We start from the raw sequence: 26,801 nt of genomic DNA on the forward strand, positions 1-26,801 counted from the left end.
TAACCTGAGATCTCACAAGATGTTAATGCTCTCATAAGACTTTAATGCACTGATAAGACTTTAATACTGTCACAAGAAAAGAAAGCTCGCACGTCTGGGTAAATAAACATGAATTCACAACACGCATTTTCTCACCCAATGTCACTTCAACAACTTGGATGGCAACCTGTATTTCAACAACAACTGACACTCGAAGACTATGACCAATCCGTCATTGCTCGTATTACCGCGCACCATCGCAGCGGCTATACACTGGCGTCGGAACAAGGCGAAATCGTTCTACCTATTAATCAAAACCAACCCGCAATGACGGTTGGCGACTGGGTAATCTTGAACTCTGAACTGCAATTCGACCGCTTGCTAGAACGTCAATCACTCTTCAGCCGCAAAGCAGCGGGCAGTCGCGTCGCAGAACAATATATCTCGGCCAACATCGACACGGTTTTTATCGTGGTTTCGTTAAATAACGACTTTAACCTAAGCCGTATCGAACGCTACCTAGCGCTCGCTAATGAAGCACAGGTTGAATCGGTTATCGTACTCACCAAGAAAGACTTGTGTGACGACTACCAAGACAAAGTACAACAAGTGCAAAGCTTAGATTCGATGTTGATGATCGAAGCGGTGAACAGCTTAGACCAAGAATCAACTCAAGTATTGTTACCTTGGTGTAAAACAGGCAAAACCGTCGCTTTGATGGGTTCATCCGGTGTGGGCAAATCTACGCTAGTAAACTCATTGCTCGGTGAAACTCAACAAGCTACGGGTGTCATTCGTGAAGACGACAGTAAAGGCCGTCACACAACCACATCACGGTCGCTCCACTTGCTAACATCGGGTGGTTTACTACTCGATACTCCAGGAATGCGAGAGCTACAACTTGCAGACTGCGCTGAAGGCGTGAGTGAAACCTTTTCTGATGTCGAAGAGTTAGCCATGCATTGTCGCTTCTCTGATTGTCATCATGAATCCGAGCCGGGATGCAAGATACGCAAAGCCATTGAGGATGGTGATTTGTCTGAAAGACGATTTACTAACTATCAAAAGTTATTGAGAGAGCAAGCCAGAAATGGCGCCTCATTGGCAGAGCAACGCGCGAACAGCAAACAGCTTTCCAAGATGTACAAAACCGTACAGTCAGAAAGCCGAAACATTAAAAAAGCGACTGACTAAACCAATCAGGTGAATCAAAATACGCTTTATTTAAATGATTAAGCCCCACGGTGTTAAACACGTGGGGCTTTTGTTTCAATTTAGTAGTAAATCGACTATTTATGCACACAATGTTCTTATCTATAAGTATTTACATTTCCAAATTTACAGTATATTAGGTCTAATAAATGCAGTTCTGCAGATTTATAGCTCAATCGAAATACAATTATTTAACATTTAGCTCTAAAAACACCACGTAGTGCAAACAATCACCCTAAAAGTAAACTATTCCTAGACACCCGCTAAGATCCCGCTAATATGACCGCCCATTCCACTAGTGTATAGTCGGATTTGGTACAACTTTATAAAAAGATACATCACTATAATAAATTAACAATTGCAGGTATTTTATGCAAAATCACAACATGCTCGCCCGCATCGCTCGTGGAAATCTCGTTCTACAGATCCTTGCTGGTATTGTTTTCGGTGTCGTTCTCGCCATGGTTTCTCCTTCAGCAGCTCAAGATGCAGGCCTACTAGGTAGTCTGTTTGTTGGTGCTCTGAAAGCTGTTGCCCCAATTTTAGTATTCATTCTTGTTGCAGCTTCTATCGCAAACCAAAAGAAAGGTCAGCATACCCATATGCGTCCAATCATTGTGCTTTACCTGATTGGTACGTTCTCAGCGGCACTTACTGCTGTAGTACTGAGCTTCATGTTCCCAACCACTTTGACACTGGTTGCTGGCGCTGAAGGTGCTAACCCTCCTCAAGGTATTGCTGAGGTTCTTCATACTCTTCTATTCAAGCTTGTAGATAACCCAGTTAGCGCGCTAATGAACGCGAACTACATCGGTATTCTTGCTTGGGCAATCGGCCTAGGTCTTGCACTGCACCACGCATCTGCAACAACCAAAGCGGTTTTCGAAGACCTTAGCCACAGTGTTTCACACATTGTTCGCTTCATTATTCGTCTTGCGCCATTCGGTATCTTCGGTCTTGTTTCGACAACATTTGCAACAACGGGCTTCGATGCACTAGCAAGTTACGGTCAATTACTAGCGGTTCTACTAAGCTCAATGCTGATCATTGCTCTTGTGGTTAACCCATTGCTTGTATTTGCAAAGACAAAACAGAACCCATACCCACTAGTACTGCAATGTATTCGTGAATCTGGTGTAACGGCATTCTTCACTCGTTCAAGTGCTGCAAACATCCCAGTGAACATGAACCTTTGTAAGAAACTAAACCTAGACGAAGATACTTACTCTGTATCTATCCCACTAGGCGCAACGATCAACATGGCGGGTGCTGCAATCACCATCACTGTGTTAACGCTTGCAGCTGTACATACAATGGGTATTGAGATTGATATCTTCACTGCTATCCTACTAAGCCTTGTTGCTGCAGTATCTGCATGTGGCGCTTCAGGCGTTGCCGGTGGTTCACTACTACTGATTCCTCTAGCTTGTGGCCTATTCGGTATCTCAAACGATGTAGCAATGCAGGTTGTAGCGGTTGGTTTCATCATTGGTGTGATTCAAGATTCAGCTGAAACAGCGCTTAACAGCTCAACTGACGTAGTCTTCACTGCGGCTGTATGTAAAGCTGAACAAAACAAAGCTTAATCGGCTCCTAGCTATTCGGCTTCAGCTCTAAGCTCTAAAAGCAAATAGCACATAAAAAAAGGGAAGCATCAGCTTCCCTTTTTATTGTCTTGAGTTTCTCGATTAGAGCTAAAACTATTGTCGACTAATCGCAAGTTGCTCCATCGATAATCGAACACAGCTAATGAGCGCTACTTACTGATTTCGATTCCAGTTAGACTCAACAGCAGACTGACTGAAGTCTAAAGAGCCACTATTCTGACTCGCTGGTTTATCTGTTACAGCCTGCTCGGTGTTTACCTGTTGGCTGTAATCAACATTAGCCTCTTGAGCACCCGGCACTTGAGTCTCTATGTGACTCGCCTCTACATTCAACTCATTACCTTCTTCATCGAGCACTTCTTTCACTTTCTTCGGAACAGGTACATTGCGTTTGTAGAGCTTGTTAAGCGCCTTAATAATCGAATGCTTAGTGATTGCTTCTTGGGTCAGCTTGGTCATTATCGGCTTAGTCAGAGCCTGTAAGCCCACAACTGCATCCACACCAAGCTCCCCGCCTACTTTATCCCGCAAATGCTTCGCTTCTGAGTAACCAAAATGGGCCGATAGAAATAGCCAGATATACGCGATAGCGTTGCCGTGTTCACCATGGTCGATCCAAGCTTCGCCCGCTCTAAACATCGCTTCTGCACTGTTCTTTTCTGCGGCCGTTTCAAACCAGTAAACAGCCTCACCATGGTTAGGCTCAACACCCACACCGTTCAAATAACTCATACCAAGTTTGATCTTACCGTCTAGGTTATTTTTTTCAGCGGCCTTTTGGTACCACTCGACCGAACTTTCGGCAGAGTAGTCCGGATTTTCTTTATCTAGACACCAGTCACCGATAAACAGCATCGCTTCGGTATTACCACCAGCCGCAGACTCTTCGATATAGGTGTAGCCTTTAGGGATGTTCTTATCGGTTCCACGACCAAAGACGAGCGCTTTACCCATCTCGAATTTCGCCGATACGTCATTGTCTAAAGCAGAGATTGCTAGCTGCCAAAAGTTGGCTTTCTCTCTTAAAATCAGGTCTTCTTTGCGCTTCATGCTTAGGCGTACAATGCCGTACATGCCATTGATATTATCGAGTTGCGCCGCTTTGTCGTACCAATACAGAGCTTCCTTAATATTGTTACGTTCAGCTTCTTTCGCCAAATACAGAATCGACGGTACATGCCCGGTTTCGGCTTTGAAGTGACGCTCTTTTTGCTCTTGGATACGCGCTTTTTCAATCGCTTTGCGGTAAGCGACAGCACGAGCCTTACGTTCTTGTTCCAAGCGCTGCTTTCTTAGCGATAAAGAGATCAGCCACACGGCGACAAGTATTAACGAAAGAGCCGTCGCACCAATTGCGATTCCCATTGTACTCATAAAATATTTTAACCTAACTCGGCTGATATCAGCCTCGGTGTCGAGGAGTTATCAACCTATAGTGAATGTTTCGAATTACAGGGAAACGCGCCGTTATTAAAACGTTCCGCCCTAAAATGAACTTAGTTCAGTATCTCAGGAATACATAGCGATAAAAAGTCTCCTAAGACCCATCTTTATGTACTCCATAAATGGTGTGATCTTGCTTCAATATCGATTATTTATGAAGACCACCTGTCATCAGAAAATCAGTGGTAAAAGTAATGATTCCCCATCCCTAATACCTTACATCTATGGTTAGGTGAGCTGCCCATAAATGTATGCTAACTCAGCAACTGTTTTCGCAGAAAACTTCTTCATCAAACTCGCTCGGTGTACTTCCACAGTTCTCATTGCAATGCACAATTCATCGGCAATTTTCTGGTTACGCTTACCGTCGATAATTTGTTTGAGGATGTCTATCTCACGCTCGGTTAACGACGCGTACGCTTGGCGATACACGTTCAGGTGTAAGTGTTTTTCAGAAGCGTCCAAACCTTGTTTGATTGCCTCAGCCAACTCACTGCCTTTAACTGGCTTTTGGAAAAAATTCACCGCACCGGCTTGCAGAGCTTCCACGGCCATTGGCACATCGCCATGCCCTGTGAGATAGATAACCGATAACGGGCTCTGCGCTTTCACCATCAGATCATGAACTTGCTGCCCTCTCATCTCTGGCATTCGGCTGTCTAATACCACGCAACCCGGCGCACTCAAATCCACTGAATTCAAAAAGCTTGGTCCATCTTCATAAGCTGATACGGTAAAATCATGCTCTTCCAGTAAGAACACCAATGAATCACGCATTGACTCATCGTCATCAACCACATAGACCGGCAACGTTTGATGAAGTTCAGACATAACAAGATTCCTCATGAATCATTTGAAAGAGAGAAAGGTAAAGTCACCGCGACATGACAACCATGTGGAGTGAGAGACGTAATGCTCATTTGACCACTGTGGTCTTCAATCACGTCTTGGCATATCGCAAGCCCTAGACCCAAGCCGTTTTCTTTGCTGCTCACAAAAGCTTGAGTCACTTGATGCTCGGTAAAATCTAATCCCGTGCCATTATCGATAACTGACAACATCATTTTATCGGGTTGATACTCGGTAATCACTTTAATTGTCGCTGGCTCGTAGTTTTTGTTAGCAATATCAGACATCGCGCGCTGCTGTTGGGCGTTACACGCATCGGTCGCATTGTTGATCAGGTTTACAATCACTTGTTGTAGCCCCACCGAATCAACATGCATCTCCATGGGCTTACCTACGACGTAACGCTCAACGGTAATCTGGTGCTGTTGTAAACGGAACTGTAGCAATTCAATAGTGTCTGATAGTAACTGCTCGATGTCAGTCTGCGACTTCTCTGATGAACGTTTCTTTATCATGTTTCTTAGGCGCCGAATGATCGCGTCTGCTCGATCCACTTGCGATTGGATCTTCTCAAACACAGGTTCAATATCGGTGAGTGGCTTGTTCTTCGAAATCCGTAATAAACCGCCTTCGCTGTAGTTACGAATCGCCGCCAAAGGTTGATTGATCTCATGCGCTAGACTGCTCCCCAACTCACCCACGACGGCGATGCGTTGAGAATGCTCTAGCTGTTCACTCTTACTCTTTAGCTTGTTAAGTGTCGCTTCTAACTGCTTTTTGCTGCGACTGAACTTGTACTCAAGCCAAAAGTGGTAAGCATTCAAGAACACGACTAACAAGAAAAACGCCCATGCCCATTGCTGATTGTACTTCAGCCAGATTAACGCTTCTTTCCACCAAGGTTGTTGTAGTGGGTGCATATCGAGTTGCTGATAAAGCTTGTCGATCGGCAATAAGCTTGTGGGTGATGTCCAGCCGGAAGCATTCGCCGCAATCGCTGGCCCACTGTTTTTTGGCATCGCAAATAGTACCTGACTCATTTGCTTAGCCAGTGCTGAAGAGGCTCGCTCTGTTTTGGCAAATGACCAGTTGGAATACAGAGGTGTAGACACTTGGCATCGGAACCCTTCCGGTGCTTGGTTGCCAATAACACGATATTGTTCAGCCACCAGCAAGCCTTCACTGATCATGTTTTCAACCAAACAGGCTGGGACGACTGCCGCTTCAATGTGACCATCTCGCAGCTGATACAGACTCGCATCAATCGGGAAGCCCAAGAAATGAGTATTAGAGAAAAATTGGTTGGGGTTCAGCCCTTCCTGCATCACTTGATAGCGCATGGTGAGGTACCCGCCAAACGCATTTTCAGAAACCGCAGCAATTGGTTTTCCGCTGAGCTGTTCAAACGAGATATAGGGGGACATTCTTCTGACCACCAATGCCGATCCGATACTGCGCGTGCTACTCACACCTTGATCGTCATAATTGTGACTGGTCATGGTCGCCATCCAAGAGAGCGCGTATTGACGTCCTAAACGAACTGCTTGACCGGGGTTGGTGACAACAAAATCGACCGTGACATCTTTTACTGCTTCCGCCATCTCTTCCAAATTAAAAGGCTTGAGAACAAAGTGCTTACCCGGAATGCGTTCAGACAACCAATCCATTGTTGGCTGCCAGCGTTGTTGCGCTGCAAGTTTCCCCCTGATGGCTAAAACACCCACTTCAATCGTCTGATCTGATTCAATCGTACTTGTCGCTACTGAAAGAGGTTCCGTTTGAGCAGCGAAACAAATACCTGCACTCAAGCTCAGCCAGCACGTACTGATGAATGTGATGAAGTTGCGAACAGTCACGGACATCTCTTTATTCAATCGGATTACCTATTCAATGAGTTCTCAATGCGTTAAAACGCTTTTAAATAAAGCATAACAGCTAGATAGCGAAAACCACATTTGTTCTAGATCAACTTTGCTCTGGGTATGTGGAAATCCACAATACCCCGTGAACAGCCAAAATCTGACAATGAGCCTAACAGAACCAATACCCATTTATAGGTACTAATATGGACTCATTGAAAAGACGGTTTCTCAGCCAATTTGGTAAAGTTTCCGCCGGCGCTGCGCTCATTCCCATTACCGGAATCAACACCGCAGTCGCGAGCACAGCCATTCGCAATAACAACCAACCAGACCGTAAAGGTGAATTAGGCAAACGCTACGCCATGGCGATTGATTTGCGTAAATGCGTGGGCTGTCAGGCATGTACTGTTGGCTGTAGCGTTGAAAACCAAGCACCGATTGGCCAGTTCAGAACCACCGTAAAACAATATGAAGTCTCCCTTGATGATGGTTCAACGGCTCAACAAGAGGTGAAATCATTCATGCTGCCTCGCCTGTGTAACCACTGCGACAACGCGCCTTGCATCAAAGTTTGCCCTGTTCAAGCGACCTTCCAACGTGAAGACGGCATTGTAATGGTCGATAACGAACGCTGCGTAGCCTGTGCTTACTGTGTACAAGCCTGCCCTTATGACGCTCGTTTTATTAATGACGACACACTAACCGCCGACAAATGCACCTTCTGTGCACATCGCCTTGAAGACGGCTTACTGCCCGCTTGTGTCGAAACCTGTGTCGGTGGCGCGCGCGTAATCGGTGACCTAAAAGATCCAAACAGCGAGATCAACCGCCTGCTCAATGAGAACCGAGATGATATCAAGGTGCTCAAGCCAGAGCAGAATACCAACCCACATGTTTTCTATATCGGCATGAACGAGCGTTTCGTTAGCCATATCGAAGGTCAGCCTGCGATTTATGATCCAGCCACCATTGATAACTCATCCTCTAGCAAACAAGAATTGGCAATCGCAACACTAGGAAAACAAGGAGAGACAGCATGAATATCACCGAGGTGTTAGTTCCCGATCAAGAGATTGCTTGGCTACCGTGGGCGGTTCAATATTTCTTCTACATTGGTTCTGCCTACGCGGCGGCTATTCTGTTTTTGATTGCACTGATCTTCAAAAACTCAACCAGCCACCAATTCCGCTCAGCCCTTGTGCTTGTAATGGCCATTGGCGCGATTGTTGGACCATTAGCCCTTACTGGTGACTTGCACCAACCAGGACGCGCGTGGCATTTCTACGCACACATCACGCCTTGGTCATGGATGTCATTGGGTTCTCTGTTTCTTCCTCTGTTTTCTGGTCTGGCTGTCGCGACGGCTTGGGTTTACTTGCGTGATGACATCGCACGACTTAAAGAGAGTGAAAACCCGCTTCTAAAACGCTTGTCTTGGCTAACCCTAGGCCAATGGCAGGTTTCAACAAAATTGATGATTGCACTCGCTGCTGCGACGGCAGTTTCGGGCTTAAGCATCGCGCTTTACACAGGTGCCGAGATTGCAATTTTGGCGAGCCGCCCGCTTTGGCATCAACCGGCCTCTCCGCTGCTTTGGTTTACGACCGCATTCTTTGCTGCAACGGGCTTAACACTGTTGATTTGGGCTCTGCTACCTTCAAGCAAGCCAAGCTTGAGACCAACAGACCTCGCTCTGGTACAAAGAACCATTACTTTAACGGGTGGCCTTGCCATCATTCTTACGTCAATTTGGGCATCTAACCATGGTCACTTCAACCTCTATGAAAACGACACTTGGGGCATTAATTTAGGCATCATGACCACCAGTATTTTACTGTGCATGATCTTGGTTCTGCCGCTGCAACGTCTATCGCAAAGCAAGCTTGGCGTCATCCTTGTTGCACTTGCGACCATAGTTTCAGCATGGGCGGTACGTTGGGTCACCATGATGGAAGTTCAAACCATTCCACGTTTCGATGTGGGTGCATTCCCTTATGAATTGCCAATGGGTAGCGCAGGTTTACTTGGCATTGTTGGTATGTGTGGCCTTTGGTTAGCACTTGCCTTGTTCGCCTCTGAAATCGTGTCTACCGGTTCTGGAACAAAAACAACATCAACTAAATCAGCTCCAAAAACATCATCACCACTTAACCGTTCACATAGCTTGTAGTCTGAGGAATCATCATGGATAACAAACGTCGTCAATTTTTGAAAACAGGTCTTGCTGCCGGTGGTGTTGGAGCTTTTGCTGCAGGTTATGCGACAACCACAAAACACATGGTTCACGGTGCTATCGATGGCACTGCTGGTAAGAAAACCAACCACATCCATCACGGTAACTCATTAGAGACGGAATACAGCGTGGATGAGCAAGGTAAGATTTCGCCGAATCCAAACCAACGCGTTGCACCATCAATGTGTTTTGGTTGCTGGACATTGTGTGGCTTGCGTGTACGTATCGATAATCGCAATGACGAGATCTTGCGTATCTCGGGCAACCCGTATCACCCGCTATCAAGTGACCAACAGATCCCATTCAAAACGCCTGTAAAAGACGCCTACATTGGCTTGTCTGGTGAATCAGGCATCAATAACCGTTCGACAGCCTGCGCCCGTGGTAATGGCATGTTAGAGATTCAAAACAGCCCATACCGAATCACTCAACCGTTAAAACGTGTTGGTAAACGTGGTGAAGGTAAGTGGGAACCGATCAGCTACGAGCAACTTATCTCTGAGATCACCGAAGGTGGTGACTTGTTCGGAGAAGGCGAAGTTGAAGGCTTGCGATCGATTCGCGACATCGAAACACCACTTGATCCGAACAACCCTGAATACGGTCCAAAAGCCAACCAATTGTTGGTGACTAATGCGGGTAATGAAGGCCGTGATGACATCTTGAAACGCTTTGCATTCAACAGTTACGGCACTCGCAACTTCGGCCACCACGGCTCTTACTGTGGCTACGCATTCCGTGCAGGTTCTGGCGCGATCATGAATGACTTAGACAAGTTCTCACACTTAAAACCCGACTTTAATAACGCTGAGTTCATTCTGTTCATCGGTATGTCTCCAGCTCAAGCGGGTAACCCGTTTAAGCGCCAAGCACGACAACTTGCTGAAGCTCGTACTAACGGAAAACTGAGCTACACCATAGTAACGCCAAGCCTTCCTGCTGGCTCTTCAAGCCTTGCAGCTGGCGATCGTAACAACTGGCTTCCGATCAAACCGGGCACCGATTCAGCATTAATTCTGGGCATGATCCAATGGATCATCGAGAACCAACGCTACAATCACGACTTCTTGTCTCGCCCAAGCGCACAAGCGATGAAGAAAGCAGGCACCACACACTGGTGTAATGCATCTCACCTCGTGATCAGTGACGAAACACACCCACAAAACGGGCGCATGCTTCGTGCATCGGATATCGGATTGATAGAAACAGGCGAACCAATGTCTGACGATGATGGATTTATCGCACTAGACGTGACAGCGTCACTATTATCATCGCATATACAGGTGAATGAAGCGGCTCTGTTCGTCGATCAAGACGTAGAAATCGATGGTCAGACCGTTCGTGTGAAGTCTTCTCTACAAAGATTAAAAGAAGAAGCCTTCAAATATGACCTTGCTTACTACAGCGAGCAGTGTGAAATCCCACAAGATCAGATTATTGCACTGGCGAAACGCTTCACCAGTTACGGGACAAAAGCCGTCGTCGATACTCATGGTGGCAATATGCACACTAATGGCTTCTACAACTCGTTCTCTATTCTGATGCTGAACGCGCTGATCGGTAACATCAACGCGAAAGGCGGTGCGATGGCGAAAGCGGGCGGCTACCCAACTTCTGTTGCAGGCCCTCGTTACGACTTTACCAAGTTCAAGGGTAAGACGAAGCCGCAAGGTATATTCTTGTCTCGCAGCAAATTCCCGTATCACAAAACCAGTGAATACAAACGCCGTGTTGCTGCAGGTGAATCACCTTACCCGACACGCGCGCCGTGGTACCCAATCTCAGCTCCGCTTTTAACCGAGCATTTATCAGCTGCGATTGATGGCTATCCTTACCGTGCAAAAGCGTGGATCAACCATATGGCGAACCCACTTTATGGCGTTCCAGGCTTAGATAACTTACTAGGCGAAAAGCTTAAGGATCCAAAACAGCTTGGCTTGATCGTCTCTATCGATGCCTTCATCAATGAAACCACAGCACTCTCCGATTACCTAGTCCCAGACACGGTTACCTACGAAAGCTGGGGCATGGCAACACCATGGCATGGCGTTGCAACTAAAGCGATCACCGCTCGTTGGCCGATAGTTGAGCCTAAAACCTCACGCACTCAAGATGGGCGCGCGATCAACCTAGAGAACTTCTTTATTGATCTGGCGAAAACACTTGGCTTGGGTGGCTTTGGCGATAACGTAATTAAAGACAGTCAAGGTAACTGGCACGGCATCCATAGTGCGGAAGATTTCTACCTTCGCTCTGCGGCTAATCTAGCGTTCGTTAAAGGCGGAGTGCCTAATGTAGATGCAGAAGATATCGTTTGGTCTGGTCTAGAGCGCCTAGTACCTGTAATGAACAAAACGCTTAAGCCAGAAGAGATACTCAAAGTGGCGTATATCTTTGCGCGTGGCGGTCGTTTCGAAGACGCAACCAATGCCTACACCAATGAAACCATGAAATACAAATGGACCAAACCTTTGGCTATCTGGAATGAAAAGCTGGGGACCTCTCGCAACACCATCAGTGGCGAACAGTACATGGGTTGCCCGACATGGTATCCACAGAAGCTGGCAGACGGCACACCTTTGGCAGAGCAATTCCCGACCAAAGAGTGGCCATTTACTCTGACCAACTTTAAATCCAACATTCACAGTGCAGTATCTAACTTGTCACCACGTTTGGAGTCGATCAAAGGCGTGAACCCAGTTTACATTCACCCGCAAGACGCCTCTTCTGCTGGCATCAAAACAGGCGACTTATTTGCCATTGAAACACCGAGTTCAACTACACACGCGTTGGCGATGGTGATTGATGGTATCAAACAAGGCACATTAGGCTTTGAACACGGCTTTGGACACAAAGAGCTCGGTGAACGTGCACACTGGATTGGTGACACACAACAACCATTGAAGATGAAGTCGAACGATGGCGTTAACATCAATGATATAGGCTTGATTGACCCGACAAGAGAAGGCAAAGGCGTGATGTTAGATTGGGTTGTGGGAGCAGCAGCAAGACAAGCGCTTCCGGCTAAGATCTACAAAGTCTAATCAGTGCTCCAACATATATCCCTAGTCATTCCGGAATAGGGACACAACAGAGCAACTTCGCCATTCGAGGTTGCTCTGCTTTTTTAGCAGTCAATACATCGACAGCATTCAATTCACAACAACCAAACACTCTTCACTTCTCTTTTCTTCTCTTCATCACAACTTTTTAAGCCCGGATCTATAAAGCAGCTATGCTTATACGATCGGTGCCATAAAAGAGCCTTAACAAGCAGTTACACCGAGGCGAACATGGCAGTTCCCTTGCATTTCGTAAACAGCGATTGGATTGGCCTAACGGAATTCACATCAATACCATTATAGTGGTTGAGGTTATTAATGTGAGACCCACCTCAAATTCAAAGTGAATTAATGTGGAAATCCACAATAGCGCGAACAATCAATTATGTCGAAAATGCGTGCACTACAACCAATAGTGACGCCTCATGACTAAGCTGAAAATTAAAACTCAAACACTAACGCTTTGTATCGCAGCTCTGGGAAGCCTTTCTTTATCTGGTTTTGCACAAGCAGCGCCTAATCCAATGCCAGAAGCCGCAGAAACCTGTAGCGGATGCCACCAAGTTGACGGTAAAGGCATGCCCAACATTGCCCCTATGCTAGCAGGGCTCAATGCTGACTACCTTGAACACCAACTGGTTCTATTCTCTAGTGGTGAGCGTCAAAGCGCGATCATGAAGGGCATGGCGGATGGTGTGTCTGATCCTACCGTTCGTCGTGAAGTAGCAGAGTACTTTGCATCATTACCGTCATACGAATTCAGCGATTTAGAACAGCGCGGCTCACAGGCTGATATTGATAATCCTTATCGTAAGCTTGTATTCCAAGGCGATTGGGATAGAAACATTCCAGCTTGTGCAACCTGTCATGGGCCAAGTGGTATGGGTGTAGACAAATTTCCACGCCTAGCGAGCCAGCACGCCGACTACATTCAAAATCAGCTCAACGCTTGGAAAAACGGCACTCGTAAGGGTGATGATTTGAACATGATGGGCAACATCGCAGGCAAGTTAACCGACGATGAAATCAAAAACCTGTCTTACTACTTCGCATCTTTCCGATACTAAAGGGCTCGCATGAAAACATTACTTTTAATTACCGCAACCCTTGCCTCTGGAATCGCTTACGCCGAAGGTGAGTTGCCCGATCGCCAAACCGAACTGCCCGCTGTCGAGAAGCCTCAAGATAACAAGTATCTGGTGCCACGCGACTTGGTTGATATTCCTGCTGGAGAATTTGGTGACAAGGTCAAACTGGGCTACTCGCTGTTTGTCGATTCTCAGCAGATGCGTGGGACGTTCGTAGGCAATGAACAAAACTGTGTAAACTGCCACATGCAAGCGGGCATGAAGGCAAATGCAGCGCCTCTATGGGGAGCTTACATGGCCTACCCAGCTTACCGTAAGAAAAACGACAAGGTAAACAGCTACGCAGAGCGTATCCAAGGTTGTTTCACTTACTCAATGAATGGCTTGCCACCAGCAGTTGGCTCAAAAGAGATGGTCGCGCTAACGGCTTATTCATATTGGTTGGCGATGGGTGGCATCTTAGATAAAAACGGCATGCAAGACACTCCAGTTCCTGAGATCAGCGATGCAGATTTGCAAGTCGGTGGTAAAGCGGAAAGCTTCCCTCTTCCTGAAGAGCTGTTAAGCAAATACCCAATTGATGACCGCAGCAAGCTGGCAGGTCGTGGCTACCCTAAGATTGCCAACCCAGAACAAGAGCCGTCGATAGCGCGTGGTGAAAAGGTTTACCAAACCAGCTGCCAAACTTGTCATGGTCAAAATGGTGAAGGAATTAAAGGAGCTGATGGTCGCTCATACCTACCGCCACTTTGGGGAGAGAATTCGTTCAACTGGGGCGCAGGTATGCACCGCGTGAACACCGCTGCCTACTTCATCTATGAAAACATGCCGCTTGGAAAGAGCCAACAGCTTTCGATTCAAGATGCTTGGGATGTGGCCGCGTTTGTGAATAGCCATGAGCGCCCACAAGACCCGAGATACAAGGGCGATGTGGCTGCTAATGCAGAACGCTATCACAACCATCAGGGCTACTACGGTAAAGAAGTGGATGGCCACGTATTGGGTACAAAAGCTTATCCAAGTGGCAAAGAAGTGATTCACAATCACTAGCTTCACTTAAAGAGGGACTCTTTTCGAGAAAAGAGCCGTTCACACCAGCTATAGCTACGCTTTACATTGTAAATCAGTTATAGCCTGAGAGTAAAAAGGAGCCAGTTCGTATGAAGTTCTGGCTCCTTTTTTTTATTTGATATGGCATAGAAGCAGCTAACCTTGCTGCATCTTCTCCCAAATGGTTGGAGAGCCAATATAGTCTTGAACCGTAGTGATGAACTCTTTCACCAGCTTGGTCTGTTTGCGGTGTGGATAGACAGCATAAATCGCGGTATCGATTGTAGAAATCGGATAATCCGGTAGCAAGGTGACTAAGCCAAGCTCTTTCATTGAGGCATACAGGTTTGATTGATCAAGGAAGCCATAACCCAAGCCATCTTTCACGCAAGACACCATGGTACGAACATCACTCACCTTATAGTTGCCACGAATCGTCAGGCTTTGGAAAGTATTGCCATGCGGCTCTTCACTGATACGCAGATGATCAACCGTCATATCGCCATTGGTATAAATCACCGCAGGCAAAGCTAGCAAATCTTGTGGTGTCTTAGGTTCACCGTGCTGCTTAACAAAATCATTCGACGCGACCAACATGAAGTTACTGTCAGCAATCTTCTTCGCAATCAAATTCGATTCAACAAGCTTGCTGAAGCGAAAGGCGATATCGAATTGGCCTGCGATGATGTTGGCGATCTTATCGTCCAGTGAAAGGACAATCTGAACATCCGGGTACTTTCTCATAAACTGAGTGATGATAGGTTGCAGGTATTGCTGACCAAAATAGATCGGAGATGTAATTCGTAACACACCTTTGGGTTCAGACTGGTATGAATCAGCAATGCCTTGGATCTGATTAATGGTATCTTTCAGCACATAGGTTTGCGCTAAAATATCTTCCCCTGCCGACGTCAATGAGAACGAACGCGTAGAACGGTTGAGCAACTGAACACCTAAATCTTGCTCGAGTTTTTTTATCTGTTTAGAGAGTGATGAGTTGTCCATATCATGCAAGGTTGCCGCTTTGGTAAACGACCCTTGTTGAACCACATCTAAGAACAATAACAACTGATTAGTATTGGGCACTGCGCCTCTCCTGCAATAAAACTCGATTAGCGTTCGTCTTTAGGGGTATCCATCACAACCATAGTCGTTATGGATTGAACCTGAGCACATTCTCCAAGCACATCGGCATGAAACTTCTTGTAGCCCGGCAGATCTTTGGTTTCGACTCTCAGCAAATACTCGTTAGCACCGGTAATGTTGTGGCACTCGACCACCTCTTTTTCCATGCTGACGTGTTGTTCAAATTCCAACTGAGCCGCTTTGCTGTGGCTCGATAAGCCAATCGAAACATAGGCAATAAAGCCCACGCCCATCAAGCCATTATCTAAAACCGCGCGGTAACCTTGGATGATGCCTTTACGCTCAAGATCTTGTACTCGTCTTAACGTCGCTGAAGCCGACAAACCAATTCGTTCTGAAAGCTCAATGTTGGAGATTCTGCCGTCCAATTTAAGCTCTTGCAATATCCTTTCGTCAAATCTATCCATAGGTACTTATTATTGTGCATTTAATGATAATAGAGGAAATAAAAGCACATAATTGCCTCACTTTCCACCTACTATGTTTCTCAACACGTGAAAGTCATGACCGGTCAGTCACTTCGTTCCTTTTATTGCTGGAGAACCATTATGCCTTTAGAACAACTTAGCGCACTTGCCTTATTTGCGTTTGTCTCGACCTTCACGCCGGGTCCAAATAACATCATGCTCATGACATCAGGTGCGAATGTTGGCTTTGCCCGTACCATTCCACACATGCTTGGTATTGCTCTAGGGTTTGCAGCCATGTTGCTGTTGGTTGGTTTCGGCTTAATGGGGATTTTCAACGCGTACCCAGTGACGCACCAAGTCTTGAAATACCTGAGCCTTGCTTACCTCGTCTACCTTGCGATTAAGATAGCATTGAGCGGTAAAGCCAAAAGTACCGAAGCGTATAAGCCGATGACCTTTCTCGGTGCGGCAAGTTTTCAATGGGTAAATCCGAAAGGTTGGTCGATGGCACTGACGGCGATATCCGTTTATAGCAGCGGCAGCTCATGGTGGGAACTTGCGATCATCGCAGCCATTTTCACGCTAGCTAACTTGCCATCAGTAACCTTCTGGACGGCAGCGGGCAAGCAACTGCAACACTGGTTAACAACGCCAGTACGCATCAAAAGCTTCAACTACGGCATGGCGGGGTTGCTGTTAGCATCAACGATTCCAATGCTCTAATCGACTCACTATAGCTATTGATGGTTAGTACACAGTTACTAGCCATCATTATCGTTAAAGAAGCCCAATAATTTCACCAACCCAACGACCAAATATCGCCTGCCCGCTTGGTGTTAACGTCCACACAAACGCCGCTACATTGATTACCACTGTTAGCCAATAAATCGCTCTAAACGGCTGCTTTTGCGTTTTATGACGCAGCTTGTCTTGTGCGATCAAAGCCCCCAGCCAACCACCAGCAAAAGACAAAATGTGCAAGGTTTTCTCAGGCACACGCCAATTGCCATTGATCGCCGCTCGCTTGTCTTTCGCGTACACAAAAAACGCCACCAATCCGATAGCCAAATACCACACCAACAGCGCTTTAGAACTTTCTGCAAACAACACAGATATCGCAACCAACATCAGATAGGTGATAGCAATTTTAATAGATGAAGACAACATCAACTCCTTTTGGGTAACAGCTCACATATTGTGGCAATTACGCCCTGTAGATTTTGATAGAAAGAGCTCAGTAGCACGGAGCTAGTCTACTAAGAAACCTCTTCCTAAACACACGTTGGATCTATCGTGATCGAAAGGATCTGAAAATAGAAATGACAGTATTTTCACACTTATGTGAATCCATTTTTAGTGTCAAAATATTTGTGGTTACTCCACACTAATTAATAGGGTTATTATTATCTATAGTAGCAATAAAAACGGTAATAAATAAAACTTTATTGCCATTAAAAAATAAGAACCAAAAAAAGTGGTATTCGTCTCACATTAATAAGGATGAGTTCTCATCCTTATTATCTACTCCTATCCTCTACGCCTTAGGTTATTGATTCCGAACATATGAGTCATTGATCCAATTAATCCAGCACTAACCAAATACAAAGCGTGATATTGACACTAGGTTTCTTATAATTACGAATTAAAAATAACTTTATACATTGCCATCACAAATAGTTGACCTTGGTTAAAGCTAGGATATTTATCTTCATAAAAAGTGAAATATGGATATCAAAACGTGAACAACATAAATATTAATAAAATTATCTCTCTACGAAACACCTTCAATATGACCAAAAAGAGAAGCTTCAAGCGCTCGACTTTGGCCAAAGCGATTTTACCTCTATTCACCGCTACTTTGATCGCAGGTTGTGGCAGTGATAGCGACAATGACACAGACGCTGGCAACGATGGCTTATACAAAGCAGGCGAAAACGAAGTCGTTGTGTATTACAAACGTGATATTGCAGCCGCGAGCACTTCGGGCTCTACTTACGACGGTTGGGGGCTTCACCTATGGAATGGCGAAGGTTGTACTAGCACAGACTTAGTCGGCATGGGGTTGAGTGAAACCGGAACCGATTGGAACAGCCCTTACGAATACGATGGTATCAGCGATACTTACGGTGCTTACTATGTATTGAAAGTGGATCCTGATGCTTCTGACCCACATAAATGCATGAATTTCATCTTACACAATGGAGACGAAAAAGCGTTTGGTAGTGCCAATTCAAAAATCGAGTTAACCAAACTTGGTGATTCGCAAGGTGTATTCGGGTTCCATGGCAGCAGCGAGCTGTACTACGACCCAATTTCAGAGCGCCCAGTAAATATTGATGGCCAAAAAGCGCATTGGTTAGACGCAGACACTATCGCTTGGGAAGCCGCTGGTAACGCCGATTCTGTCAAGCTGTTCTACGCACTCGATAACAGCATCACGATGAACGACGACAAAGAGATCGTGGGCGGCACTGCAATTGAACTAAGCAAAGATGGGGAATTGTCTTCTGAATTGAAAGAGCGTTTCCGCCACCTTGCAAGCTTACCTGCCCTTGCTATCGACGTTGACGACAACACATTACGCACCATCTTAAAATCTCAGATAATTTTTGTTGCCTATAATGCCAATGGCGATGTTATCTCTTCAACTGAGGTTCAAAAGCCAGGTGTGCTTGATGCGGTATTTGCTAGCGAAGATGCTGGTAACGCAATGGCTGAAGAACTAGGCGCGATTGTTGAAGGCAGTGCAGCGACCTTCAAGCTTTGGGCACCAACCGCGCAAGATGTAGAACTCGTCTTGTACAGCGAAGATCTGCAAAGTTCACAAGTGTTCCCAATGACGGAAAGCACTGAGACGGGTATTTGGGCGACTGACGCGGTACCTAACGCTGTCAACAGTTACTATCGCTACCAAGTGAAGGTTTACCATCCAACCACAGGTAACATTGAAACTCGCCTAGTAACCGACCCTTACTCACTCAGTTTGTCGAAAAACTCAGCATACTCTCAAGTGATCGATCTTGATGATTCAGCATTAATGCCTGAAGGTTGGGTTGGATATGAGCGTCCAACGGTAGAGAAAGATGAAGATCATGTACTTTACGAATCACACCTTCGTGACTTCAGCTTCAGCGATAAGTTCGGCACACCTAGCCTAAATGGAAAATACCTCGCTCTCACAGAAGCAGATCGCGAGTCGGTCAAGCACCTACAAGCTTTGAAAGATGCAGGTTTAACCACGCTGCATATCTTACCAGCATTTGATATCGCTACCGTTGATGAAGATGAAGCAAGCCGCGTCGATATCACCGACACCGTTGGCAAACTGTGTGATGTAAAACCGACTGCTGCCTTATGTGGAAACGAAGACGAAAATAAAGTCATCGAAGATGTACTCGATGGTTATGACCCTTCAACAGGCGATGCGCAAGCATTAATGAACGACCTGCGCATGCTGGACAGCTTCAACTGGGGCTACGACCCATTCCACTACACTGTGCCAGAGGGCAGCTACGCGACCGATCCTAATGGTTCTCAACGTATTCTAGAATTCCGTCAAATGGTGAAAGCCACGCACGACATGGATCTCAAGCTGATCATGGACGTGGTATACAACCACACCAATGCGTCTGGTGTGAACGATAAGTCGGTACTGGATAAGATTGTCCCTGGGTACTACCACCGTCTTAATGTGAACACAGGTGGCGTGGAAAACTCGACCTGTTGTGACAACACTGCGACCGAAAACCTAATGATGGGTAAGTTAATGGTCGACTCACTTAAGGTGTGGGCTGACGACTACAAGGTGGATGGTTTCCGTTTTGACTTAATGGGTCACCAACCAAAAGACGTAATGGTAGAAGCTCTTGCTGAAGTTCGTAAAATCGACGAGAACACACTGTTCTACGGTGAAGGGTGGGACTTTGGTGAAGTAGCTAACAATGCACGCTTCGACCAAGCGAACCAAATCAATATGGCAGGCACAGAGATAGGTACATTCTCTGATCGATTACGTGACGCTGTTCGTGGCGGTAGCCCGTTTGATGGTGGCGTCGATTCAGAAGGCAACCACCCACTTCGCTTTAACCAAGGCTTTGGTAACGCAGCGATTGCCAACGAAGAAACCAAAGTTGATCAAGATTCGATTAATGGTCGTTTGCATAACCAAGACCTTGTTCGTTTAGGTATGGCAGGTAACCTCGCAGAATACGTACTGATTGATTACAAAGGTGATACCAAACTGGGTAAAAATGTTGATTACAACGGTGCGCCCGCTGGTTACACCAAGATGCCTTCAGAGAACATCTCTTACGTTTCAAAACACGATAACCAAACGCTTTGGGATAACAACGCTTACAAGATCGCCACTGGTACTAGCTCTGCAGAGCGTGCGCGTATGCAGTCTGTATCGCTCTCTACCGTGATGCTAGGCCAAGGCATACCATTCATCCATATGGGTTCTGAACTGCTACGATCTAAGTCTATGCAGCGCGATTCTTACGATTCTGGTGACTGGTACAACCGCGTAATGTTTGATGGTACTGATAACAACTGGAACGTCGGCTTACCTCGTGAAGACAAAGATGGTGCGAACTGGGATCTGATCAAAACAATCATTGCTGACCCAACGGCTAAACCAGACGAAGAAGACATTAATCTGACTAAGCAGCAATTCCTAGAGCTATTAAAAATCCGTAGCTCAAGCGAACTGTTCCGCTTAGACACAGCAGACGAAGTCATGAAGCGTGTCGACTTCCGCAATGTTGGTGAAGATCAAATCGAAGGCCTGATTGTCATGTCTATCGATGATGGTGTGTCTGCGGGCGACGATCTTGACCCTGCAAATGATGCGATTGTGGCAATTGTAAACTCAACTAATGAATCTCAATCGTTCAAAATCACGGGAGCAACCGGCTTTACACTTCACACCGTTCAACAAAACTCAACTGACGACACAGTGAAAAACGCAACCTTTGCTGCTGAAACCTTCACAGTACCAGCACTAACCACCGCTGTGTTCGTGCAAGCTCAAGACGGTGCCCAAGGTGCTGGTCTGCCAGTTGATAATTCAGACAAGGATGTGTCTAGTATTCCGCCATACGGCCAAACAACAGTTTACGTTCGTGGTGACATGAATGGATGGAATCATGTTGATGATTGGGCGATGAGCTTTGTTGCTAATGGGGTTTATTCTGTAACAGGCAACTTGGAAGCGGGTGACTATGGCTTCAAGTTTGCAGATGCTGACTGGAAAACACCTAACTTTGGTTGTGACTCCGTTGAACTTGCTAATGGGTCAATCAACCTAGGTAGTGATGGTAACTGCCAACTAAGCGTAGCAGAAGCTGGCACCTACACCTTCACTCTGAATGCGATTAATGAGCTGGATGACAATGTAGAAAAAGCGGTCGTTTCAGTAACCAAGAATTAAGCCTTAAAGCTTACGATTCTAATAAACAGATAATAAAACCAGCGCAAGCTAGCCTTTTGGGAGACCTCAGTCTCCCTTTTTTTGTGCTCAACAAACACCAATCCCAACACGTCCCCCCCTTCCCTGACCTTGATTAACATAAATGTTAAGAGATAAACAAACCGCCTAAGTTCTTGGTTCTTGGTTCTTGGTTCTTGGTTCTTGGTTCTTGGTTCTTGGTTCTTGGTTCTTGGTAGAAAGTATAACGATGTCGTGTGAACGTATAATTCCAGTGTACGTAAAGTTTAGGAGGCCGACTTTAGGTCACTAGATGAAATAGCGATTCGTCAATAGAGCTCGTATTCAGCTATTTGACAAGAGTAAAATAGACGAGAGTGTTTTTTAGTAGTTAGTAAATCAAAACTATAAACAACGAATTACGCCCATTTATATTAGCTATTGGTTATTGGTTATTGGTTATTGGTTATTGGTTATTGGTTATTATGTGTAAGCCTGAGATTATTTACATTCAAATATTCTGGTTAACATGAGTATTACTTTTAATTTATTACAATCAATAAAAAAGGCTCCCTACTAGGAGCCCTTCTCTTTATATCAATCAGTATTTACAAACTATTCGACTACTTTTTATTGACGGCTTTTACAAATACTTCTTGCGCGCCTTCAATACCTAGTGCTTTTGCTTCATCTAATAAGCTCAGAGCTTTAGGAATATTGTCTTCAGTTACAGCCGTTTGAATCGCATTGTGATAGTAGGTTTGCGTTTCAGGTTGAATGGTATCGATCTTAGTCGCAGCGGCTGGTTTAGCGTTAGATTCGCTGCTCGATGAACCAATAGAAAAGAAGCTCGCTTTATCGATTGTTACTTCTATCTTACCAACGTTAGCATTTGGAATCGGGATATCTTTCACTTCAGGTAAATAGTTACCACGACCTTCCGCATCTAAACGAGCAGGATGGATCACATCAGTAAAATCACCAATATCAGCTTGATCTGTATAAATAACTAAATAAACTGATTTTGCTGTTGTCGGTGGGTAAAAATCGTTCTCAGCAACGAGACGGTTCCCCAAGTGTAGTCTTGGTTTAGCGTACTCGAAACTCTCTTTACCGTAACGCTCTAGCTCACTACCGTTTTCGTCATAGATAACCGCATTAGGAACAAACGCTGTATCGCCGATAATGCTCGTGATATTAATCGAGTACTCACCGCGATCTGCAGGCAGTTCAATCGCTACTACAGGGCTGTTTATTCCTTGATAGTTTAATACTTGGCTATTTGGTGTCACATCAAAAATTGCCGAGCTTGGAAGCTTCATCGGGGCAAATTGAAGACCAGTAATCGAGTTAACTTGTTCAGCCTGTGCCACTTGCACTTGCTCGACTACTTGTGCAGATTGGCAACCGGCCAATGCAACACAGCCACTCAACATCAGAGCTTTAAAATACATAACCCTTCCTTTTTTATTTTTTTAAGAAATTTACTAACTTTAATTACCACAAAGAGAACTATTCACCTAGGGAACGATCAACTTAATCGTACATTCCTTAAAAAAATAGCCGACGCAAGCCGGCTATGAATTAGGACAGTTTAGGATTTTAAGCTAAGTGGCTTACCACCAAGCTTCAACTTGGATACCAACAACGAAGTCGTTGTCTGCGCCTTGACCAGTAACAACACCGTTTTCATCTTTCACTTCACCGAATGAATCGTTTTCTAGATCCATCAAGTAGCTACCGTATACGCGGATTTCAGGACGAGCCCAGAAGCTGTCACCCATTGCCCATGCTTGAGCAACAGTAAATTTAGCGCCACCGAAGTCAACGTTGTCTACTTCACCAGCGTTATAGCCTGCTTCGAAGATAGTACGCATTGTGTCGTTCCACTTATACATTGGACGAGCCACAATAGAGTATTGGCTTGAATCATGTTTATCAACACCTAGATCTGAACCTGCTAGGTATGCAAGTTGGTGACCCATTTCCCAAGATTCGCCTAGGTTCATTACACCCCAGTTAAGAATACGGTAACCAAAACCATCATCTTGAGCACCAGAGCGATCATAGTAAGCACCAGAACCCCAGAAGTTAGCCATTTGAACGCCGTAACCAGCAGTACCTAGCTGAACAACTGTTTGGTTAAAACCATTGCTCATGTTTTGGTGGATAATACCTGTAGCAAGTAGACCATCATCACCATCGTATTTGCCATTCTTGTTTTCAGTACCGAAGTTGTAAACAACGCCAAGCTCTAAACTAGCATCTTCCCATAGACCGATATTCGCTAGGCGAGCATCAGCCATGTAACCAGCACCGTTCTCATCTTCGCCATCTTGAATAATTGCTAAAGAAAGTTTTTGGTTACCAACTGAAATGTTTTCGATACCACCACCAGTACCCGATGTATTTAGGAAGTAGAAATCAGTAATGTGGATGTCTTTACGTTGGTAGTATGTTTTACCAGCCCAAAGAGTCGCTTCTTCATCGAAAGATAGAACGCCTTTTGCTTTAACCGCAAACTGAGCAACGTTAAAGTCACCGTCTTCCCAACCATTTGCGCCATCAGCACCAGAAGCAATCATTGACTCTAAACGCCAAGTTTGCTCACCAGTTTTTAGTTCTTCAGCCAAGCCAAACTCAGAGTAGTTGTCGTTTTCATTACCTAGACGGCCAATACCATTCTTCATGAATGAAACGTCACCACCATCATTTCCGCTAATACCAGTACCAGCACGCATGTAGCCATTAAAATCTACAGCGAACGCAGAGCCAGCAGCTAATGTAGTTGCCACTGCAGCAGCAATCAAACTTACTTTTTTCATTCTTAACTCCATTAAGGACGATTTATTTTAGGTTTTTATATTTTTGCTCTCTTGCGGCAACCAAAGGCAGTAATGGTAGTCGTAAGATAGAGAGGTTTAGGGTTTCCCCTGATTCGTTTCAACGGGGTCAATATTAAGAGGGGATGACAAGTTTGACTTCCTCCACCCCTAAGTTAATTAAGGGGGACTAGAGGGGAGTAGAAAATATACAGAACGGTGTTTTAAAGAGGTAGATCACTTAATCTAGGAGGAGTAGACAGCACACAGATCTAATTATTCACCTTAAGTGAGATCTACTTCAAATATATAATTTGAACCTAATCGGTAAATTATTTTTTTAACAATAATTATTCTGTGAAGTTGCTTGACCTTACTGTGACAAAGCTTTTTACTTATAGTTCACTGATGTTGATAAACGAACAAGAAATCAAGCAATGACTAGAACGCTCGCTCGCCCTTATCCGCTAGGCGCAACGCTAGGTAACACTGGCTGCAACTTCTCAATTTATTCTCCTGACTGTAAATCTCTCTCTCTCGCTCTTTTTGATGAGAACGATGAATTCACTACTTATAAATTGGAAAATGAATACGCTGATATCAGATATGTATTTATTGACGGTATTAAAGCAGGACAAAAATACGGTTTCATTGCTGAAACAGACAATGGTCCTATCCTACTTTCAGACCCGTACGCCAAAGCAATAAGCGAACCGCTCGATTACGTCACGCCCTATAGCAATGAGAAAAGCTTTGCGATGGCGAAATGTGTCGTTGTCGATGACACCTTCGATTGGCAAGACGTGGAAAAACCGCGAATTAGCCGCGAAGAGACCGTTCTATTTGAAACCCATGTAAAAGGCTTATCTCAACTTCATCCAGAAGTAGAGACCAACACTAAAGGTCGTTACTTGGGATTAGTCAGCCCTGAAATGCTTGCGTTCTACAAACAGCAAAACATCAACTCTCTACAACTTTTACCTATTGCTGCATGTATGCACGAACCTCACCTATTGGATATGGGGAAAGTGAACTACTGGGGTTACAACCCATATTTGTTCATGGTGCCTGACCCTCGCTATGCAGAGAAAGACGCGGTTACTGAGCTTAAGACTGCGATTCGTGAGTTGCACCGCAATGGTATCGAGGTCATTCTCGACGTTGTCTACAACCACACTGCTGAAGGTGGTGAAGGCGGTACAACCTTTAACCTAAAAGCGCTAGATAGCCGCTATTACATCAAACATGGTTGTCATTACGCGAACTTCACAGGCTGCGGTAATACGGTCGATCTAACCCATCAACCTGCACTCAACTTAGTCATGGATACGCTTCGTTACTGGGTAAATGAGTTCCAAGTCGATGGCTTCCGTTTTGATTTAGCAGCAACACTGGGGCGCGAAGGTGACAACTACAACCCTGAGGCTGCTTTCTTTAAAGCCGTTGCTCAAGATCCTGTACTGAAAGAAACCAAGCTAATCGCAGAACCATGGGATATTGGACCTAATGGTTATCAAGTAGGTAATTTCCCGCTAGGTTGGAATGAATGTAATGACAAGCTTAGAGACATCACTCGTAGCTTCTGGCGTGGCGATCAAGGCTACCTGAAAGAGTTTGCAACTCGCTTGATGGGTTCACGTGACATCTATAGCGCTGCGCACTGGCCGTACAAATTAACCGTCAACTACATCACTTATCACGATGGCTTCACCATGCAAGATCTTGTTTCTTACAAGCATAAGCACAACGAAGAGAATGGTGAGAACAACCGCGATGGACACGGTGACAACCGCTCTGAAAACTACGGTGTTGAAGGTGAAACCGAAAACCTGTTAGTGATCGCGACACGTGAAAAGCAGAAACGCAACTTCATGGCGAGCTTGCTGTTTGCTTTTGGTATTCCGCATATTTTGACGGCCGATGTGTTATCTCATACTCAAAAAGGTAACAACAACGCTTACTGCCAAGATGGCGTAACCAGCTGGCTAAACTGGGAAGACTCTGAGCGCAAGACATACTTCAAGACTTGGCTATCGGAAATGATTTCTGCTCGTCAGCAATACATGGTGCCATTTATTAAGGCATTCAGTGGCGAAAAACGTAATTCTAACCGCATCTTCTGGAGCCGTGTCGATGGCACTCTGATGGAGCATGATGATTGGAACCGTTTAAGCTCAGTTGCGCTGCATTTAGGCATTGGTAAAAATGGTGACGAGTTGATTTATCTGATCAACCAAACCAACGCACCAGCACGTTTTTCTTTACCTAGTGATCGTGATCAAAACTGGGTGAAGATCTGCGATACTAACCTACGAAATGTAAAACCAGGTCATGCTGAAGGTGAAATGTTATTGTCGCCAACTTCGATGGCGATTTTGCATTATTCGCCAGGAAAGACTGAGTTAAGTTAAAAGTTAAGCCAACGTAATAAAACACCGAAAACCATAGAAGCCAGTTATATTTATGACTGGCTTTTTTGTTAGCCTAATATCACAAAACTCATTCATTTATATGGAATCATTTGCATTGATGTGATTACGAAAACTGTTTAGTATGGCCGTACTATAAAAATGAATCTATAACGTCTTTGGATATCATGGCTTTACCTAA

The 26,801-nt window shown here is 45.2% G+C and carries 18 protein-coding genes; 10 read left to right on the plus strand and 8 right to left on the minus strand.

Annotated features, from left to right (window positions below; translation table 11 throughout):
- Window positions 1-108 precede the first annotated feature (108 nt).
- Both rsgA and sstT read left to right on the plus strand, forming a co-directional pair.
- On the plus strand, window positions 109-1,173 hold the full coding sequence (gene rsgA / locus OC193_RS21785; RefSeq protein ID WP_048662441.1) for a ribosome small subunit-dependent GTPase A: 1,065 nt from the start codon (window positions 109-111) through the stop codon (window positions 1,171-1,173).
- Between the two features lie 389 nt (window positions 1,174-1,562).
- On the plus strand, window positions 1,563-2,777 hold the full coding sequence (gene sstT / locus OC193_RS21790) for a serine/threonine transporter SstT (RefSeq protein WP_048661005.1): 1,215 nt from the start codon (window positions 1,563-1,565) through the stop codon (window positions 2,775-2,777).
- Window positions 2,778-2,951: 174 nt separating this feature from the next.
- Here sstT and OC193_RS21795 read toward each other — a convergent pair whose 3' ends face one another.
- The 3 genes from OC193_RS21795 to OC193_RS21805 all read right to left on the minus strand — a co-directional run bounded on the left by OC193_RS21795 (window position 2,952) and on the right by OC193_RS21805 (window position 6,946).
- Entirely contained in the window at window positions 2,952-4,163 is a 1,212-nt protein-coding gene (locus OC193_RS21795; RefSeq protein ID WP_048661004.1) for a tetratricopeptide repeat protein, read from the minus strand.
- 306 nt (window positions 4,164-4,469) lie between these two features.
- Window positions 4,470-5,072 carry a response regulator transcription factor gene (locus tag OC193_RS21800; protein WP_048662442.1) on the minus strand — a complete coding sequence of 201 codons (603 nt, stop codon included), beginning with the start codon at window positions 5,070-5,072 and terminating at the stop codon, window positions 4,470-4,472.
- An 11-nt stretch (window positions 5,073-5,083) separates the two neighbouring features.
- Window positions 5,084-6,946 carry a sensor histidine kinase gene (locus OC193_RS21805; RefSeq protein WP_048662443.1) on the minus strand — a complete coding sequence of 621 codons (1,863 nt, stop codon included), beginning with the start codon at window positions 6,944-6,946 and terminating at the stop codon, window positions 5,084-5,086.
- 209 nt (window positions 6,947-7,155) lie between these two features.
- Here OC193_RS21805 and dsrO point away from each other — a divergent pair, with 209 nt between their 5' ends.
- The 5 genes from dsrO to OC193_RS21830 all read left to right on the plus strand — a co-directional run bounded on the left by dsrO (window position 7,156) and on the right by OC193_RS21830 (window position 14,385).
- Window positions 7,156-7,992, plus strand: coding sequence for a sulfate reduction electron transfer complex DsrMKJOP subunit DsrO (gene dsrO / locus OC193_RS21810; RefSeq protein ID WP_048662444.1), 837 nt, complete (start codon window positions 7,156-7,158; stop codon window positions 7,990-7,992).
- Entirely contained in the window at window positions 7,989-9,122 is a 1,134-nt protein-coding gene (gene nrfD / locus OC193_RS21815) for an NrfD/PsrC family molybdoenzyme membrane anchor subunit (RefSeq protein WP_048662445.1), read from the plus strand. Before dsrO ends, nrfD begins: the two co-directional genes overlap by 4 nt.
- A gap of 14 nt (window positions 9,123-9,136) precedes the next feature.
- On the plus strand, window positions 9,137-12,229 hold the full coding sequence (locus tag OC193_RS21820) for a tetrathionate reductase subunit A (protein ID WP_048662446.1): 3,093 nt from the start codon (window positions 9,137-9,139) through the stop codon (window positions 12,227-12,229).
- A gap of 443 nt (window positions 12,230-12,672) precedes the next feature.
- Window positions 12,673-13,314: a c-type cytochrome gene (locus OC193_RS21825; protein WP_048662447.1), complete on the plus strand. Its 642-nt coding sequence runs from the start codon at window positions 12,673-12,675 to the stop codon at window positions 13,312-13,314.
- A 9-nt stretch (window positions 13,315-13,323) separates the two neighbouring features.
- Window positions 13,324-14,385 (plus strand): c-type cytochrome, encoded by a 1,062-nt coding sequence (locus OC193_RS21830; protein WP_048662448.1) that lies wholly within the window; start codon window positions 13,324-13,326, stop codon window positions 14,383-14,385.
- Window positions 14,386-14,541: 156 nt separating this feature from the next.
- Here OC193_RS21830 and OC193_RS21835 read toward each other — a convergent pair whose 3' ends face one another.
- Both OC193_RS21835 and OC193_RS21840 read right to left on the minus strand, forming a co-directional pair.
- Window positions 14,542-15,471: a LysR family transcriptional regulator gene (locus OC193_RS21835; protein WP_004732134.1), complete on the minus strand. Its 930-nt coding sequence runs from the start codon at window positions 15,469-15,471 to the stop codon at window positions 14,542-14,544.
- 26 nt (window positions 15,472-15,497) lie between these two features.
- The gene (locus OC193_RS21840) at window positions 15,498-15,938 is read right to left on the minus strand and encodes an Lrp/AsnC family transcriptional regulator (protein WP_009845852.1); all 441 of its coding nucleotides are present in this window, start codon (window positions 15,936-15,938) and stop codon (window positions 15,498-15,500) included.
- A 141-nt stretch (window positions 15,939-16,079) separates the two neighbouring features.
- Between OC193_RS21840 and OC193_RS21845 the strand changes: the two genes are divergently transcribed.
- The gene (locus OC193_RS21845) at window positions 16,080-16,664 is read left to right on the plus strand and encodes a LysE family translocator (protein WP_048662449.1); all 585 of its coding nucleotides are present in this window, start codon (window positions 16,080-16,082) and stop codon (window positions 16,662-16,664) included.
- A 54-nt stretch (window positions 16,665-16,718) separates the two neighbouring features.
- Here the strand turns inward: OC193_RS21845 and OC193_RS21850 are convergent, their stop codons facing one another.
- Window positions 16,719-17,108, minus strand: a complete 390-nt coding sequence (locus tag OC193_RS21850; protein ID WP_048662450.1) for a DUF1294 domain-containing protein — start codon at window positions 17,106-17,108, stop codon at window positions 16,719-16,721.
- A 622-nt stretch (window positions 17,109-17,730) separates the two neighbouring features.
- Between OC193_RS21850 and pulA the strand changes: the two genes are divergently transcribed.
- Window positions 17,731-21,372 (plus strand): pullulanase-type alpha-1,6-glucosidase, encoded by a 3,642-nt coding sequence (gene pulA, locus OC193_RS21855; RefSeq protein ID WP_048662537.1) that lies wholly within the window; start codon window positions 17,731-17,733, stop codon window positions 21,370-21,372.
- 620 nt (window positions 21,373-21,992) lie between these two features.
- On the opposite strand, the gene OC193_RS21860 is transcribed toward pulA, so the two are convergent.
- Together OC193_RS21860 and lamB are read right to left on the minus strand one after the other, a co-directional pair.
- On the minus strand, window positions 21,993-22,823 hold the full coding sequence (locus tag OC193_RS21860; RefSeq protein ID WP_017078578.1) for a MalM family protein: 831 nt from the start codon (window positions 22,821-22,823) through the stop codon (window positions 21,993-21,995).
- Window positions 22,824-22,985: 162 nt separating this feature from the next.
- Complete coding sequence (gene lamB / locus OC193_RS21865) at window positions 22,986-24,194, minus strand: maltoporin LamB (protein ID WP_048660984.1); 1,209 nt, start codon at window positions 24,192-24,194, stop codon at window positions 22,986-22,988.
- 434 nt (window positions 24,195-24,628) lie between these two features.
- Between lamB and glgX the strand changes: the two genes are divergently transcribed.
- Window positions 24,629-26,602: a glycogen debranching protein GlgX gene (glgX, locus tag OC193_RS21870; protein WP_048660983.1), complete on the plus strand. Its 1,974-nt coding sequence runs from the start codon at window positions 24,629-24,631 to the stop codon at window positions 26,600-26,602.
- Window positions 26,603-26,801: the final 199 nt, after the last annotated feature.

Source organism: Vibrio crassostreae (assembly GCF_024347415.1).
GTDB classification, from domain to species: Bacteria; Pseudomonadota; Gammaproteobacteria; order Enterobacterales; family Vibrionaceae; genus Vibrio; species Vibrio crassostreae.

What these genes read in the sequence shown, in the direction of transcription:
- rsgA (WP_048662441.1), top strand. Translation starts at nt 109, where the DNA reads ATGAATTCACAACACGCATTTTCTCACCCAATGTCACTTCAACAACTT.
- sstT (WP_048661005.1), top strand. Translation starts at nt 1,563, where the DNA reads ATGCAAAATCACAACATGCTCGCCCGCATCGCTCGTGGAAATCTCGTT.
- OC193_RS21795 (WP_048661004.1), bottom strand. Translation starts at nt 4,163, where the DNA reads ATGGGAATCGCAATTGGTGCGACGGCTCTTTCGTTAATACTTGTCGCC.
- OC193_RS21800 (WP_048662442.1), bottom strand. Translation starts at nt 5,072, where the DNA reads ATGTCTGAACTTCATCAAACGTTGCCGGTCTATGTGGTTGATGACGAT.
- dsrO (WP_048662444.1), top strand. Translation starts at nt 7,156, where the DNA reads ATGGACTCATTGAAAAGACGGTTTCTCAGCCAATTTGGTAAAGTTTCC.
- nrfD (WP_048662445.1), top strand. Translation starts at nt 7,989, where the DNA reads ATGAATATCACCGAGGTGTTAGTTCCCGATCAAGAGATTGCTTGGCTA.
- OC193_RS21820 (WP_048662446.1), top strand. Translation starts at nt 9,137, where the DNA reads ATGGATAACAAACGTCGTCAATTTTTGAAAACAGGTCTTGCTGCCGGT.
- OC193_RS21825 (WP_048662447.1), top strand. Translation starts at nt 12,673, where the DNA reads ATGACTAAGCTGAAAATTAAAACTCAAACACTAACGCTTTGTATCGCA.
- OC193_RS21830 (WP_048662448.1), top strand. Translation starts at nt 13,324, where the DNA reads ATGAAAACATTACTTTTAATTACCGCAACCCTTGCCTCTGGAATCGCT.
- OC193_RS21840 (WP_009845852.1), bottom strand. Translation starts at nt 15,938, where the DNA reads ATGGATAGATTTGACGAAAGGATATTGCAAGAGCTTAAATTGGACGGC.
- OC193_RS21845 (WP_048662449.1), top strand. Translation starts at nt 16,080, where the DNA reads ATGCCTTTAGAACAACTTAGCGCACTTGCCTTATTTGCGTTTGTCTCG.
- OC193_RS21850 (WP_048662450.1), bottom strand. Translation starts at nt 17,108, where the DNA reads ATGTTGTCTTCATCTATTAAAATTGCTATCACCTATCTGATGTTGGTT.
- pulA (WP_048662537.1), top strand. Translation starts at nt 17,731, where the DNA reads ATGACCAAAAAGAGAAGCTTCAAGCGCTCGACTTTGGCCAAAGCGATT.
- OC193_RS21860 (WP_017078578.1), bottom strand. Translation starts at nt 22,823, where the DNA reads ATGTATTTTAAAGCTCTGATGTTGAGTGGCTGTGTTGCATTGGCCGGT.
- lamB (WP_048660984.1), bottom strand. Translation starts at nt 24,194, where the DNA reads ATGAAAAAAGTAAGTTTGATTGCTGCTGCAGTGGCAACTACATTAGCT.
- glgX (WP_048660983.1), top strand. Translation starts at nt 24,629, where the DNA reads ATGACTAGAACGCTCGCTCGCCCTTATCCGCTAGGCGCAACGCTAGGT.